Here is a 16,432-nt window from a genome sequence, read left to right on the forward strand (position 1 = left end):
CCAAGTTTCTATTTACAATATGCTAGGTTTTCAAAAAAAGGAACATTTCTCAAATACTCCTTCCCCCTTGGATTCCATCTGCCAGCCTCTTTGTGATAATAGAGAGCCTTGTCATAATTTCCCAACCGATACCAGCACACACACAGCTGTAAACAAGGTAGGTACCCCCTACTGTTCTCTCGGCAAAATCCTTTTTCCGGACGTGGCGCCTGAAGCGCCTGTTCATACCAATAGACCGCAGTCTCCCACATCTGTTCCTCCAAAAACCACCCACCTAAATCACAGCATAGCTCCGGTCTTGGAGCTCCATATGCCAGTCCTCTTAGCAGGCTGTGCAACCCCTTTTCTCTGTGTCCCTGTTTATAATAACAAACAGCCAAAAGTCTGCATGCCTCTTTTTTATCCTCCTCCCACCCAGAAGGCATCTTTAGAAATTCCCGCAGCATTCTCCCTGCCTTTCTCCACCGTCCATGATCGTACAGCTCTCTTCCGTAATAATAGGTCTCCCTCGGCCCCAATATCTCCCCTTCCCGCACCATTCTCTCATAAATCCGCAAATTTCGATTCGAGTCTGAGGCTTTCACCTTCCGGTGTTCCACATAAATCTCTTCATACTTGACTGTTCCAAATGGTGTGATCGCCTCATGTACCCGCCCTGCAAACCGGCATCTGTCTCCGTTTCGCACTAGTCTCTCACGATAATAGGTAAAAGTCGGTCTATCCCACTCGTCGAAGGCAATCGCATATTTCATCATCACCACATCTACGTCCACCGGCATCTCCTCTTTCAGTCTCTGAATCTTTTCCGCTTCTTCCGGCTTTAACACGTCATCCGCATCTAACCACATACAGTAATCCTGAGTAGCCCTCTCCAAACCATAATTCCTGGCCGCTGAGAAATCATCTATCCACTGAAATTCATAGACCTTCTCTGTGAACTCCCTCGCAATCTCGGCAGTATGATCTCTGGAACCTGTATCCACGATAATAATCTCATCTACTACCTCCTTAACGCTGTCCAAACACCGTCTCAACGTCCCTTCCTCATCTCTCACAATCATACACAGACTTATCGTAAACATATATTTTCTCCGTTTACCTTCTTTACACTGTTATATGCAAATGTCCCATGAATCTTTCATCACAAAACGGAGCGTTTCTGCTATAGGAAAGATCTTTCCTGAAACAGAAAAAATGAGAGAAAATATCCCAAGCTTCTAGGATACTCTCTCTCATTATTTTAAATCCATGCTGTCAGATCAATGACTGCACCACCGTTTCTATTCCTGGCCAATCTTCTTTACTGCTTTTAGCAAAACAGGAAAATCTTTCTCCATTGGCATTCTCACTCTCACATAGGAAGAATTCAATTCGTCAAATTCTGCTCCCGGTACAGTCAGAACACCTTCCTCAATAAAGCGTCTGTGCAGATCAACCTTCGAATCCTGATGATAAATCAAACAGATAGATACCGTGTCACAAGTTTCAGCCATCCGAAGCTCCCCACCCAGATTCTCTCTGAGCTCTCTTTTCTGTCTCGCGAAATTCTCCATATGGTCTGCGATATGATTTTCCACCGTCAAAGCCGCTCCCGCCAGCTCTCTGGAAATCTCACCTACCTGATATGGATTTGTCATCTTATACATACAGCGAATCAGATTCTCGGCAGCCAAGATATAGCCTACCCTAAGGCCGGCCAGCCCAAATCCCTTTGACAACGTACGAATCACGATCAGGTTTTCATAGGATGCCAAAAACTTTACTGCAGAATTATCTTTCGGCATAAAGTCTCCATATGCCTCATCCACAATCACACAAACCCCACAGTCCTCTGCCTTTTTCAAAATCCGCTCGATATCTTTGCTGTCCACTACCTGTCCCGTAGGATTGTTAGGATTGTCGATATATAACAGGCTTAGATCTCCTGTTATCTTGTCCAATAATTCCTCTATGTCAATCTGGAAGTTATTCTCCCTTCTCAACGGAACAGACACATATTCCATTCCTAGAAGGCGGATGTTCGCGCCGAAGTCCGTGAACTGCGGCGCAATTCCCAACACCTTAGCTCCCTTGACATTAAAAATATTATTAATTATATAGATAGCAGAGATGCTTCCATCCGTCAGCATAATGTTATCCCGCTTCAGGAAACACTGACTCTTCCAGTATGCACAGATTCCATTGTAAGCCGCCATACTGTGCGGATATGGCGCAAATCTCTCCGACTTAAACGCTCTAGCCACCTGGAGTATTCCCTCCGGATAGCCATAAGGGTTACACCCTTCGCTACAGTCAATTCCCCCTTCTGGAAGTACGATCTGGTCCGACGCGTAGCTGTTCTTCTCCATCTCACACAGCTCTTTGCGAATCTTTAGTTTCACTTTTCATTCCTCCCCGCTTTTCCCTTGACCACATACACAATCACGCAGATAAACAATAGAATTCCCAGATATCCGGTATACGGATAAACAGTGCCTACCAGCTGGTCAAATGGAAGCTGTCCGCAGAAGAATGCCGCAACGACAATCACTCCTGCCACAATCTTAGATTTTAAAGAACCTTCTTTTACGATCTTATCACAGACAGTCCATGTCATAGGAGCCGCTGTGGAGAAAATACCAGACAGCAGGACAACGGAGAAGATGACACCGATAATCGGCGAGATATTGTCAGCCAGGTGCAGCGTAGGAATTGCCAAAGTTCCAACCTCTCCAATATCAGACAAAAATGCCAGATTCATGACTAGAGTCGCCAGCATCAGTGTAATACCGCCTACAGCACCACCCATAGACGCTTCCTTTCTGCTCTTGGCTGTCCGTCCCAGGGCAGTTAAAAAGATGATGGAACCAAAGATATTGTAAGCCGCATAGAGCAGACCGCCTAACAACCAGTTCGGCGCAGCCTGAGCAATGGACATTTCCTCCATTACCTTACCTGCCTCAGCCAAACCTGAACCTGATTCAACCAAAGTAACCAGCCCTACGATCATGGTAAACAAAATAATCACAGGCCCGATACATCCAATGATATTTACCAGACCCTTCAGGCCAAATATATATGCAACGTAAATGAGAACTGCCATCAAAAGGCTTCCTACATAGTGATTCATTCCATAGTACTCATTCAGTGTAGCTCCCGCTCCTGAAATCATAATCACCACTACACAGAACAGAAAGAACGGCACAAAATACTCATAAAACGTACCCAGATACTTACCGCAGTATCTTTGATATGCTCCTCCTTCCGGCTCGTTCTTGTGGTCATATCCCACCTTCATTACGGTACTTCCTACCCATGCAAAGAAAAACATACTGATTAAAATTGCACCGACGCTGAGATATCCATAAGACGTGTAGAACTGAATAATCTCCTGTCCCGTCGCAAAACCAGAACCTATGATATAAGCAATATAAGCTCCGGCAAAACGTATGATATTCAACAGACTTGTTTTTTCACTCATATTTCTCCCTCTCACTATCTGACCGCAATCCTAGCCGCGCGTCCCAGGACAGCCTGGTCTTTTTTCATCTGCTACCTTCCCTCAACAACAGTTTTTTCAAACCGCATACTTCAGTACAGCACCATTGTTATTTATTATAGCGTTGGGCCTTTTCCTTGTATAATATCCAAAACTTATATTGTTATTCGTTTTTCTTATATCTACCCATCTTTTATGCCGATATATTTATATCATACCTGCCGCCAACACTACACTCGCCGCGATTCCCGCCGCCGTAGCCAGAAGCGCCCCTCTCACCGTATAACGGGTCTTCGTGATCTTAGCAGCAGCAAAATAGACGCTCATCGTATAAAACACGGTCTCCGTACAACTCATCATAATGGACGCTGCAAGTCCTGTAAGAGAATCGGTCCCATACTCCTTAAAAATATCTAGGGCTACCCCTGTCGCTGCGCTGGAAGAAAAAAGTCTCACCAGCGCCAGGGAAAACAGCTCTGGTCCAAAGCCCGTCTCGGCTGTAAATCTAGAAAACAAATCTCCCAGCAAATCCAACACCCCACAGGAACGCAGAACTCCCACCCCTATTATCAGTCCAATGAGCGTAGGCAGTATCCTCACAACAATTCCCAGGCCCTCCTGAGCTCCTGATAAAAAAGCACTGTATATGTCCTTCTTCATCAAAAGCCCATAACCGACAATCACAAATATCATAAGAGGGAATATAAAATTAGAGAGAAACATAAAAAATCTCATCTTTCTACCTTCTGTCCTTCCATTTACAGTAAATAACTCCTGCCACAGTACTGACCATAGTCGCTACAATCGCCGGACCTATAATCGCCGTTGGATTTACGCTGCCATACTGACCACGGTAGGCCAGCATAGTCACCGGCACTAGCTGCAACGAAGAAATATTTATAATAAGAAAGTTACACATCTCATTGCTCGCTTCTCCCCTCGGCCGCGGTTTTCCAGAGATGGCACCTCTTCTTCTGGCCTCCTCTATCTTTTCCAGTTCTTCCATCGCTTTTAACCCTGCCGGTGTGGCTGCCATTCCCAGCCCCAGAAAATTTGCGATCATATTTACCGCTATATATTTCCTGGCCTTTTCCTCCCCCACCAAACCGGGAAACAAAAAGTTCAACAGAGGTCGAATTTTAATGGTCATCCCCTCCACCATCCCGGACTCCTCCGCAATCTTCATCAGCCCATTCCAAAAAGCGGTGATCCCCGCCATTCCAATGCAAAGATTCACCGCTTCTTTCGATGACTGTATGACTGCCTGCGTGACTTCTGATATGTTACCAGTACACATTCCATAGACGATTCCTATGAGAATCATACCGCCCCATAGATAGTTCATAAGCACCTGCCAGTTTTTTTACAATATATGAAAGTTTCTCTCTGATTCATTCCTGTATCACTCGATTTTCTCATCATACTCTGCGGATGTAATCATGACGGACATAACCTTTATACTTCTTCGCAATCCAAATATAGTACCACGGTACCCCATCATTCGCGTTTTTCTCCCCGATTACATCCACAAGGTTCCCCTTGTTCAGTCTCGGATACCCTGCAATATTGCCGTAGCTCAACCCCGGTCCTTTTCTCACATTGACACTGTTTCCCGTACAGGCACCCACCCAAGTTTTGTAGGCCTCATCTGTCTTCGGAATCTGAATCTTCTGTCCGACATAGATTAGATTTGCATCGCTGATATGATTCAGGCTCACCAGTTTCTCCACCGTAGTATTGTATTTTTGAGCAATTCCAGATAGTGTGTCCCCTGCTTTTACCGTGTAGGAAACAGTACCTGAAGCATCTTCCCCAGAGCTCCCGCCGGAAAAGTCTTTATAAAACACATCCAAATCCACGTCTCCTTCTATCCCCGGAATCCGTCCCTTTGAGCTGTACTGCCAGCCGATTCCTACCGGTGGACGCAAACTTTCGACGATTTGTCCTTTATCATTATAAGGATACGCAGCCAGCCAATAATCATAAGGAAGGGATGCTGTATCCAGCACATGGTAATACCAATCTGTATTACAGTAAATTCCAAATAAGTAGCCACCATCCACAATCACCTTGCGGAATGCTTTCACTATAGCTGTCACTGTGGTTCTCGGTAAAGATCTTTGCTCACTCCATTCCATATCATAGAAAACTGGATAATCCAATTTTCTGCCGCTCAGAGTCTCCAAGACTTTGCGGGCCTCCTCCTGGGCTTGTGCTACAGACAGCGCATAGCTGTATTTATATACCCCTACTTTAATTCCTGCTCCCACAAAGCCTTCATAATTTCCATAAAAAGTAGAGTCTACTTTATTTCCTCTCTCTGTGATTCGAAGAATTGCTACTTTAATCCCAGCCTTCGCCACTTTTTTGTAGTCTGTCACACGATTATACGCGCTCACATCAATACCTCTGATTTCCATAATCTTTCACCCTATTTCTCATTCTCACTTTAAGGTATGCCAGTGTCTATGCTTTGGTTTAAGCAAATAACTCTTTACTCTCACTGTTTCGTGTATTAATATATACCAAAGTAAGTATTTAGGACTATTGAACCTTTGGAGGACTTATGAATATTCAACAAATCATCTATGTTGTAGAAGTATATAAACTACACTCTTTCAGTTTGGCCGCTCACTCTCTCTTTGTCTCCCAGCCAAGGCTCAGCCAGGCAATACGTGACTTAGAAAGAGAACTGGGCTTTGATATCTTCGAGAGAAACCGAAAGGGCATCTCTGGAACCACCGTGCGCGGATATGAATTTATCATACAGGCCCGCAATGTGCTAAAGCAATTCTCCAGCCTGGAAAACTTCAAGGAGTCTCCGGTATCTTCTTTCCACCTTGCAACAACCCTTGTCTCCCAGGCTCAGAACGCCTTTGTCAACCTATGCAGCCAAAATGCCCAAAACCCTCATCTTAACTTTGACATGTTTTTCTGCGGATGTTATGAGGCTGTGGACCGAGTAAAAAATTTTGGTTACGATCTAGGAATTGTCACAATTATCGACCCGCAATTGAGCGACTGGATGTCTTATTTCAAAAGCTCTAAGCTAGACTTTCATGATCTACTCTGTTCCAAATATCAAATCACTGTTCACCAGAACTCTGACCTTGCTGCCAGAAGTTCCATCAAGCCTGAAGACTTGGAAGGTTATACCTATATCACCGAGAAATGCTCCCGTATGAATTCCCTCACTCTGCAAGTCTACTCACTTCTTGACAAGATTTGCCCGAAAGCTCGGATTACGGTCTCCAACACCGATATTATGTACCAACTTGTTTCTGATAACCGGGCCTTTACGCTGGACTGTATGCCTCTGGACGAAAAAACCTGTCGAAAATACAGCCTGGTCAGTCGACCCCTGGATGAAAACCTCCGTGTTCACTTCGGTTATATAGTTCCAGCTAACATGCCCTTGAGTCAGTTGTCGATTACCTATCTGGAACTCTTGAAAAAGGAGCTATTGCTCCATAGATGAAACATCTATTTTGCAACAGCTCCTATTCTGCACAATAAACGCGGCGGATGGGGGAAGGGCCCCCTATCCGATGATTACTCCGCGTCAATTTTCACCTTATCCAGGTGCCAAATATCATCCACGTATTCCTGTATCGTCCTGTCAGATGTGAACTTTCCACTGCACGCAGTATTCAGCATCGCCATTTTCGCCCAACGTCTCTCATCCCTATATGCCTCTTCGACTCTTTTGTGAGCCTCTGCATATGACCGGAAATCCGCCAAAATGAAATAGGTGTCCGCCCGGTCACTGCTCTGAGTATTCAGCAGAGAATTATAGAGATCTCGGAACAATTCTGTATCATTGGAGTATTTTCCATTAATCAATTCCATCATTACTTGGCGAATCTCCCCATCCGTATTGTAGATCACATGAGGATCATAGCCTCCATGATTCTCGTAATTGATAACCTGATCGGAACTAAGGCCGAAGATAAACGCATTCTCCTCCCCAACTTCCTCCACAATCTCTACATTCGCTCCATCCATGGTTCCGAGAGTCACGGCACCGTTGAGCATAAACTTCATATTTCCAGTACCGGAAGCTTCCTTGCTCGCCGTCGAGATCTGTTCAGACACATCGGCTGCTGCAAAAATCATCTCAGCATTAGAAACACGATAGTTCTCAATAAATACCACTTTCAGCTTTCCATTGATGCTGGTGTCATGGTTTACTACATCCGCCACCGCATTAATCAATTTAATCGTCAGCTTTGCACGTCTGTAACCTGCTGCCGCCTTTGCACCAAAGATAAAAGTCCTTGGGAAAAAGTCCATCTCTGGATGCTGCTTGATCTGATTATACAGATACATCACATGCAGAATATTCAGCAATTGCCGCTTATACTCATGCAGCCTCTTCACCTGTACATCAAAAATAGATCTGGGATCTACCTCAATGCCATTGTGCTTCAGAATATACTTCGCCAAGCGCACCTTATTCTGATACTTGATATTCATAAACTCCTGCTGAGCTTTCTCGTCATCTGCATAGATCGCCAGCTTACGAATCTGACTCAAATCGGTAATCCAGTCCGCTCCGATATGGCTAGTCACCCAATCCGCCAAAAGTGGATTTCCATGAAGCAAGAATCGTCTCTGGGTAATTCCATTGGTCTTATTGTTAAACTTCTCTGGCATCATCTCATAGAAATCCTTCAGCTCCTGATTTTTCAGAATTTCCGTATGAAGTCTCGCCACACCGTTTACGGAATAGCCTGCCACAATCGCCAGATGCGCCATTTTTACCTGACCATCATAGATGATCGCCATCTTTTTAATTTTCTCATAATTGCCAGGATAGCGATTCTGAATCTCGATAATGAACCTACGGTTGATCTCCTCAATGATCTGGTAGATTCTCGGAAGCAGTCTGGAAAACAGCTCAATCGGCCATTTTTCCAACGCCTCCGCCATGATCGTATGGTTGGTGTAAGCCACGGTCTTTGTAGTGATTGCCCATGCCTGGTCCCATCCTAAGCCTTCCACGTCCATCAGGATACGCATCAGCTCAGCCACCGCCATCGTTGGATGCGTATCATTCATCTGGAACGTCACCTTTTCGTGAAGCTTCATAATATCATCGTGAGTCTTCTTATATTTTACAATCGCAGCCTGAATACTAGCGGAGATGAAGAAATACTGCTGTTTCAGACGAAGCTCTTTTCCTGCATAGTGATTGTCATTTGGATAGAGAACTTCCACAATATTTCTCGCCAAATTCTCCTGCTCTACTGCTTTGCGGTAATCTCCCTTGTCAAAAGAATCCAGTCCAAAATCCACAATCGGTTCCGCATCCCAGATTCTAAGCGTGTTCACGATCTTATTGTTATAGCCCACAATCGGCATATCATAGGGAATTGCCTTTACTGCCTGGTACCCTTCGTGAATAAACTTATTCTCACCTTTTTCTTGATCGTACTCCACTCTCACATACCCACCGAAATGCACTTCTTTTGCATATTCCGGCCGGCGCAGCTCAAATGGATACCCATCTTTCAACCAGTTGTCCGGCTCTTCTATCTGATATCCATCCTCGATCTTCTGCTTGAACATCCCATAGCGGTAACGAATTCCACATCCATAGGCACTATATCCAAGAGTCGCCAGAGAATCCAAAAAGCAGGCGGCCAGACGGCCCAGACCACCATTGCCTAAAGCTGGGTCTGGTTCCTCGTCTTCAATCGCATTCAGATTGATTCCCAGCTCATCCAGAGCTTCCTTAACCTCCTTATAAGCAGTTAAGTTCAACAGGTTATTTCCAAGAGCACGACCCATCAAAAACTCCATAGACATATAATACACCGTCTTTGGATCCTGCTCTTCGTATGTCTTCTGCGTCAGCAGCCAGTTATCAATGATTACATCTTTTACAGAATAAGAAACTGCCTGAAAGATCTGCTGAGGAGTCGCCTCTTCCAATGTCTTTCTGAACAAAAATCTCACATTGTCGCGCACACTCTTCTTAAACGTCTCTTTTTCAAACTGTTTGTCGATAATCATATCGTCCTCCTATCACTGTTTGGATACACCCATCGTCACTTTTTCTTTGTTGATGTTCCACTCTTTTTCAAAGCCTTTCGTCTCACCTAAGAGCATCTCATCTGCCAAAACTTCCACTTTGATTTCCTCTGCATTGGCCTTCATGATTTCCATAACCTTCTCATTATTCTTTGCAGATACACAGATCTTATCTGTCACTTCAAAGCCCGCTTCTTTTCTCATGGTCTGGATCTTGCTGATAATCTCACGCACAAAGCCTTCTTCCAAAAGCTCCGGTGTCAGATTCGTATCCAAAACTACGGAAATCTTGCCACTATTCTCTGTCACATATCCTTCTTTCTGAGCTGTCTCGATCAACAGATCCTCTTCAGAAAGAGAGACATCACTGCCGTTCACCTGGAAGTTCAAAGTTCCATTTGCCTTTAACTCTTCCATCGCTTTCGTTCCGTCCACCTCAGAGAGATACTGACGGATACCATTCAGCAGTTTACCATATTTCGGGCCTACAGTCTTCAGCTGTGGCTTAAAGTTATAAGAAATAAAGGAGCCGACATTATCCGCGAACTTCACTTCTTTTACATTCAGCTCATCTGCGATAATATCCAGGTAAAAATCATCCAATTCGAATGGAGCTTTCACAAACATGGTTCCAATTGGCTGGCGGTTCTTGATATTTGCGGTATTTCTGCAAGCTCTTCCCAACACAACCACATCCAGCAGATCTTCCATATTTTTCTCCAGTTCCTTGTCAATCCATTCCTCCTTCACCTCAGGGAAGTCGCACAGATGAATACTTTCCGGAGCATCTTTGTCGATACTGCATACCAGATTGCGGTAGATATCCTCTGTCATAAACGGAATCATCGGAGCTGCTGCCTTAGAGATGGTCACCAAAGCTGTATACAGTGTCATATAAGCATTGATTTTATCCTGGGGCATACCTTTTGCCCAGAAACGCTCCCTGCTCCTTCTGACATACCAGTTGCTCATCTCATCCACAAAATCCTGCAACGCTCTCGCACTCTCAGGAATCCGGTAGTTTTCCAGATTCTCATCCACACTTTTTACTACAGAATTCAGCTTAGACAACAGCCATTTGTCCATAACCGGCAGCTTGTCATAATCCAAAGTATATTTTGTCGCATCAAATTTATCAATATTCGCGTACAGCACGAAAAATGCGTAGGTATTCCACAAAGTACCCATGAATTTACGCTGGCCTTCCACAACCGCTTTTCCATGGAAACGGTTCGGCAGCCATGGAGCGCTGTTCACATAGAAATACCAGCGGATTGCGTCTGCACCGTAATCTCTCAGCGCGTCAAACGGGTCAACCGCATTGCCTTTGGATTTGCTCATCTTCTGTCCATTCTCATCCTGCACATGTCCCAGAACGATTACATTCTTATATGGAGCTTTGTTGAAGATCAAAGTTGAGATCGCCAGCAAAGAATAGAACCATCCACGAGTCTGGTCTACAGCCTCAGAGATAAAATCTGCCGGGAACTGCTGTTCAAAAAGTTCCTGGTTCTCAAATGGATAATGGTGCTGTGCAAAAGGCATCGCCCCAGAGTCAAACCAGCAGTCGATTACCTCTGGTACTCTGTGCATTTCCTTTCCACATTTCGGACACTTGATCGTCACTTCATCGATGTAAGGACGATGAAGCTCAATATCCTCCGGACAGTTCTCAGACATCTCTTTTAACTCTGCCTTACTGCCGATGGAATGCATATGTCCACATTCACACTCCCAGATATTCAGAGGAGTCCCCCAGTAACGGTTACGGCTGATTCCCCAGTCCTGGACATTTTCCAACCAATCACCGAAGCGTCCTTTTCCGATACTCTCCGGAATCCAGTTGATCGTATTGTTGTTGCGAATCAGATCGTCTTTGACCGCAGTCATCTTGATGAACCAGGACTCACGGGCATAATAGATCAGCGGGGTGTCACATCTCCAGCAATGCGGGTAGCTGTGCTCGAACTTCGGAGCGTCGTACAGCAGACCACGGTCCTCCAAGTCCTGAAGAATCGGCAGGTCCGCGTCTTTGCAGAACTTTCCTGCCCAAGCTGTCTCCTCAGTCATCTCACCTTTTTCATTTACCAGTTGTACAAACGGCAGATCATAGCGGCGGCCGACCTGAGAGTCGTCCTCACCAAACGCCGGAGCAGTGTGTACCACGCCGGTACCGTCTGTCAAAGTGACATAGTCCGCGCAAGTCACATAGTAAGCTTTTTTCTTTGGCGTTACAAAATTAAACAACGGCTCATATTCTCTATATTCCAGATCTTTTCCTGTGTAACGCTCCAAAATCTCCACATCTTCGCCCAACACTTTTTCCACCAGAGCTTCTGCCATGTAGTAGACTTTTCCCTCGTCATTCTTTCTGACCTTCACATAGCATTCCACCGGATTGACACAGAGAGCCACGTTGGACGGCAAAGTCCATGGAGTCGTGGTCCATGCCAGATAGTAGGCATCCTCGCCCACTGCCTTAAAGCGTACAACTGCGGAGCGCTCTTTCACGTCTTTATACCCCTGAGCAACCTCATGGCTGGACAATGGCGTTCCACATCTTGGACAATAGGGAACAATCTTATATCCCTTGTAGAGCAGCCCTTTCTCCCAGATTTTCTTTAATGCCCACCACTCAGATTCAATGAAATCGTCATGATAGGTTACATAAGGATGCTCCATATCCGCCCAAAAGCCTACCGTCTGGGAAAAGTCTTCCCACATTCCTTTGTACTGCCAAACACTTTCTTTGCAGTGATTGATAAATGGTTCCAGACCGTACTCCTCAATCTGCTCTTTGCCATCTAAGCCCAGCATTTTTTCCACTTCCAGTTCCACAGGAAGTCCATGGGTGTCCCAGCCCGCTTTTCGCGGAACCATATACCCTTTCATTGTACGGTAACGGGGGATCATATCCTTGATTACTCTAGTCAATACATGTCCGATATGAGGTTTTCCATTGGCCGTCGGCGGACCATCATAAAAAGTATAAGTCTCGCCTTCTTTGCGGCATTCCATACTTTTTTCAAAAATATGGTTTTCTCTCCAGAATTCTTCGACTTTTTTCTCTCTGTCTGCGAAATTCAGATTCGTATCTACTTTCTGATACACGATTCATACCTCCTACTACTTTATTATTAAATTTCTACAACGTTTTCTTTCTCTTATTTTAGGAAAAAAAAACTTCCATCCTGTAAAAGGACGAAAGTTCTGCATTCGCTGACCACCTATTACATGGTACTGCTGTTTTAGCTTATACCCGTTCCTGATAACGGAAGAAATCCGTCTCCTCTTACTCGCTTCCGCTTTCAGACTCGAAACTCCGGAGGGATTTTCAACTGTTTCTACTCATACCAGGCTTCCACCCGCCCCGGCTCGCTGTGCTTTTCAAATACAACCTACTGTCTCCATCGTGGTTTTTCCCTATTTGTAGTGTATTATACTAATGATTAATTCCCCGTGTCAAGACCTTCTTCCTATTCTTCTTATTTTTTGTGACATTTCATTATTGTTAACATGGTACTTATAGAGTCTCTTCTCATAGATGAACTGCTACCATTTTTACATATACCTGCCTGGACAAATTCTCGCTTTCTTGTTATCATCAAAGAACACCTATAGACAAAGACAAAATCATAAAAAATATTTTGAAAAAATTCACAACGAAAGAAGGAATTACTATGAAGCAAAATAAAACTATACTGCTCTCAATCCTAGCTGTGATTTTGCTGATGCAGTCTCTCTTTATTACTGTCCCAGTATCCGCCACAGCAGAAGATATCCCGCCTGCGAATGAAGCGGTCTCCGACCCCACTCCGACCCCAGTTCCCCATACCGCCTATTACGACGGCAAGATCACTTCAAACCAAATCAAAGGATGGCCTGAAGGTCCAAAAGTAGAAGCTGGCTCAGCCGTTCTCATGGACGCGAATACCGGAGCTATTCTCTACAGCAAAAACGCCCATAAGAAGCTATACCCTGCCAGTATCACTAAGATTATGACCACCGCACTCGCGATGCAGCGCTGTAATCCAGATGATACCGTCACTTTCTCTGACTATGCAATCACCCATCAGGATGTGGACAGTTCCAATATCGGTTGCCTGGTAGGAGAACAGATGAAAGTTTCCGACTGTTACCGTGCCATCATGCTGGCATCCGCCAATGAAGTAGCGACAGCTATTGCAGAACAAAGCTGTGGAAATCTAAAAAACTTCGTGGAGTTGATGAACCAGACCGCGAGACAAATCGGATGTACCAGAACGCATTTCAACAACGCCAACGGTCTTCCCGATAAACACCACTACACTACTGCCCATGACATGGCATTGATCGCCCGGTATGCCTGGAAAAACACCCAGTTTCGCAAAGTAGCAACCACCTTGGAGTACACGATCGAACCCACAAACCTGTACACGGAGCCCCGCGTTTTGTACAATCACCACAAGATGATGTCAAACACAGGTTATTATTATGAAGGCTGTCTGGGCGGCAAAACCGGCTACACCCAAGCTGCCGGAAACACTCTGGTGACTTATGCTAAGAGAGGACATATGACTTTAATCTGTGTAGTACTGCAAGACGAGGGAACCTACACTTACACAGATACGGCTGCCCTTTTTGACTACGGATTTAACAACTTCAAGAATATCCAAGTCGAAAAGAAAGGGCCTAAATATTTGGATATCAATCTAGACCCCCTCACCCAGACTGTGCTCGATTACAGACAGTCAAAAAGTCCAATGTTTGCCTATCACGGTTATTTTATCACCGTGCCTACTGAGATAGACACAGACAAAATATACGCAAAGACAACCATTATTCCAAACCCTATTGGAAACAAAAAATTAAGAACCAGCTATCTGTACAAACACAACAACTGGTTCTTGGGAGCTTCCGATTCCTATGAACAGCAAGAAAATTTACTTTTCCTTGCTGCGCTTTCTTCTTAACTGTCTTCTGATGCGAAGGGATTCTTGCTTTTCCTGAATCTTCTTCGCATCTGCTGTATCTATCAACTTGATAGTTTTAATCACATAAAAAGTATCGTTCTCTGTCTTCTTCATGCGGATTTTTCCTTTTACCAGGCCATGGCTCTGACATAGAGACACGCTGTAATACTGCTTGGAATTCGTAGTAAACCAACGGATCTTTCTCTTGGCAGCCACCGCACACACGGGACATCTCGTGCTGTTCACTTCGCGATCCCGAATCGCTTTTTCCTTACTGCTAAATTCCCTGGAAATAAATTTATCGTAAGTAGGATATTTAATATGAATTTCCTGCTTCTTCCCCTTAGGATTCTGATACACGTCTATGGAATCATAACAATAAACTTCAGGGTCCTCAATCTTCTGAAGAACTTCTGCCGTGTAATAGGCATCCGACTGTGCTCTGTGAAACTTATACTTTTTTTCTATATTCAAATACTCAATTGCATATTCCAAAGCTCTGCGGCTGGACCGATCTTCATAGGCTATACTGAATAATTTCTGTACATCGTAGTAACGAATTGGCCCAGGAAGACTCTCTAGAATTTGATAATATCTCATATTCTTCTGCAATTCAAGCAAATCCTGAGTTCCCCAGGTACAAAATCGATAGTCCTCTCCGCACCACACCAAAAAATCCTGGACTGCTGCCGAAAAGGACTTGCCATTTGCTAAATTCCTATAGTTCAGATGGACCACCTCTCTGGTCTTCGCATGAATCCACTTATACACCTGGGGCCTGATGATCTCATGAAAACGTCCAACAATCTCTTTGTTCTGATTTAGTTTTACTGCCCCAATCTCAATGATCTCAAAAGGCAGCTTTTCATTGGCATACTCTTTTCCGTCCGGACACTGATTCCATTCCAGATCCATCACAATATAGTTCATAGGTTACCCAGTCTCTCATCCAGTTCAAATATAGCTTCTATTAAAAGTTCCTGAAATTTGTTCTCATCTGCGCTCAGCAAAACCTTGACTGCAGGCTCCTCCTCGAATCTCCACCAGCGAAAATCGCAGACTGTCTCTCCGCGGCTGATTCCATAAGAACAATCCACATGGACGAACGCATCTTCATCCTGAAAGATTTCTGGGTGAACCAAATACATAATCGTCACCGCATCATGTATGGGCAAAATTCTACGCAGTTCATGAAAACTTCTCTCAAAGGCGTATCCTGCCATATCTCCACAGAATTTAGCTACCTTTCCTCCCACTTGACAGAGCTTCTCAATCTGCCGACGGGTCAGTCCGCACTGCCAGGTCACATCCAAACCTGCCATGACGATGGGAACTCCTGACTGGAATACAATTTCTCCCGCTTCCGGGTCCTCATGCATGTTAAATTCTGCCGCCGAAGTCACATTGCCGCTTTTTACACCGCCTCCCATGAGTACAATCTGCTGAACTTTCTTTTTTATATGTGGAAACAGCCGGAAAAGCATTGCTATATTGGTACAAGGGCCAGTAACCACCAACGTGACTTTCTCATCTTCTCCCAATCCCATCAAAAGGTCGCGAATATACAACACCGCATGCTCATCCACCGGTTTTCTCACGGAGTCAGGAAGTGTCACATTTCCCAATGCGTTCTCCCCATGAGCATCCTCTGCCGGTCTTACTGGATTCAGAATATGTGTATCCATCCCTCTGGCCACCGGCACATCCATCTTCAGAAAATCTAAAACATCCAGCGCATTCTTGGTTACTTTATTAATCAGATGATTTCCCGCAACTGTAGTCACTGCCAGAATTTCCAGCTGTCTCTCATATGCTGCTGCCAGACAGAGCATGATTGAATCATCAATCCCGGGGTCGCAGTCTATTATAATCTTCTTACGGTTCATAAAGACTTCCTCCTAAAACGATGGAAAGCACGCTTCGCGAACTTTCCATTGTCATAAATGCCTATATTTCTATTACTTTT

The 16,432-nt window shown here is 44.6% G+C and carries 12 protein-coding genes; 2 read left to right on the top strand and 10 right to left on the bottom strand.

The genetic code is table 11. The annotated features are described in order from the left end of the window. Positions 1 to 8: 8 nt before the first annotated feature. The 6 genes from BLHYD_RS16930 to BLHYD_RS16955 form a co-directional block, all read right to left on the bottom strand. On the bottom strand, positions 9 to 1,082 hold the full coding sequence (locus BLHYD_RS16930; RefSeq protein ID WP_021844418.1) for a glycosyltransferase: 1,074 nt from the start codon (positions 1,080 to 1,082) through the stop codon (positions 9 to 11). Between the two features lie 198 nt (positions 1,083 to 1,280). Beyond that, positions 1,281 to 2,381, bottom strand: a complete 1,101-nt coding sequence (locus tag BLHYD_RS16935; protein WP_005952244.1) for a pyridoxal phosphate-dependent aminotransferase — start codon at positions 2,379 to 2,381, stop codon at positions 1,281 to 1,283. Next, a complete protein-coding gene (locus BLHYD_RS16940; protein ID WP_005952246.1) occupies positions 2,378 to 3,460 on the bottom strand; it encodes a YkvI family membrane protein in 1,083 nt (360 codons plus the stop codon). Before BLHYD_RS16940 ends, BLHYD_RS16935 begins: the two co-directional genes overlap by 4 nt. A 225-nt stretch (positions 3,461 to 3,685) precedes the next feature. Further along, positions 3,686 to 4,213, bottom strand: coding sequence for a spore maturation protein (locus BLHYD_RS16945; protein WP_005952247.1), 528 nt, complete (start codon positions 4,211 to 4,213; stop codon positions 3,686 to 3,688). Between the two features lie 4 nt (positions 4,214 to 4,217). After that, positions 4,218 to 4,823, bottom strand: coding sequence for a nucleoside recognition protein (locus BLHYD_RS16950; protein WP_005952249.1), 606 nt, complete (start codon positions 4,821 to 4,823; stop codon positions 4,218 to 4,220). 73 nt (positions 4,824 to 4,896) lie between these two features. After that, positions 4,897 to 5,898: a GH25 family lysozyme gene (locus tag BLHYD_RS16955; protein WP_005952251.1), complete on the bottom strand. Its 1,002-nt coding sequence runs from the start codon at positions 5,896 to 5,898 to the stop codon at positions 4,897 to 4,899. 146 nt (positions 5,899 to 6,044) lie between these two features. Here BLHYD_RS16955 and BLHYD_RS16960 point away from each other — a divergent pair, with 146 nt between their 5' ends. After that, on the top strand, positions 6,045 to 6,956 hold the full coding sequence (locus BLHYD_RS16960; RefSeq protein ID WP_005952253.1) for a LysR family transcriptional regulator: 912 nt from the start codon (positions 6,045 to 6,047) through the stop codon (positions 6,954 to 6,956). Positions 6,957 to 7,030: 74 nt separating this feature from the next. Here BLHYD_RS16960 and BLHYD_RS16965 read toward each other — a convergent pair whose 3' ends face one another. Then, positions 7,031 to 9,496: a glycogen/starch/alpha-glucan phosphorylase gene (locus BLHYD_RS16965; protein ID WP_005952254.1), complete on the bottom strand. Its 2,466-nt coding sequence runs from the start codon at positions 9,494 to 9,496 to the stop codon at positions 7,031 to 7,033. A gap of 12 nt (positions 9,497 to 9,508) precedes the next feature. Further along, positions 9,509 to 12,625 (bottom strand): isoleucine--tRNA ligase, encoded by a 3,117-nt coding sequence (gene ileS / locus BLHYD_RS16970; RefSeq protein WP_005952256.1) that lies wholly within the window; start codon positions 12,623 to 12,625, stop codon positions 9,509 to 9,511. A 569-nt stretch (positions 12,626 to 13,194) separates the two neighbouring features. Here ileS and BLHYD_RS16975 point away from each other — a divergent pair. Beyond that, entirely contained in the window at positions 13,195 to 14,466 is a 1,272-nt protein-coding gene (locus BLHYD_RS16975) for a D-alanyl-D-alanine carboxypeptidase family protein (RefSeq protein WP_005952260.1), read from the top strand. Here the strand turns inward: BLHYD_RS16975 and BLHYD_RS16980 are convergent. After that, positions 14,437 to 15,396 carry a 3'-5' exonuclease gene (locus BLHYD_RS16980; protein ID WP_005952262.1) on the bottom strand — a complete coding sequence of 320 codons (960 nt, stop codon included), beginning with the start codon at positions 15,394 to 15,396 and terminating at the stop codon, positions 14,437 to 14,439. The genes BLHYD_RS16975 and BLHYD_RS16980 overlap by 30 nt on opposite strands. Then, positions 15,393 to 16,352: a nucleoside hydrolase gene (locus BLHYD_RS16985; RefSeq protein ID WP_005952264.1), complete on the bottom strand. Its 960-nt coding sequence runs from the start codon at positions 16,350 to 16,352 to the stop codon at positions 15,393 to 15,395. The genes BLHYD_RS16980 and BLHYD_RS16985 overlap by 4 nt, the downstream gene beginning before the upstream one ends. Positions 16,353 to 16,432: the final 80 nt, after the last annotated feature.

The organism is Blautia hydrogenotrophica DSM 10507 (assembly GCF_034356035.1).
Classification (GTDB): domain Bacteria; phylum Bacillota; class Clostridia; order Lachnospirales; family Lachnospiraceae; genus Blautia_A; species Blautia_A hydrogenotrophica.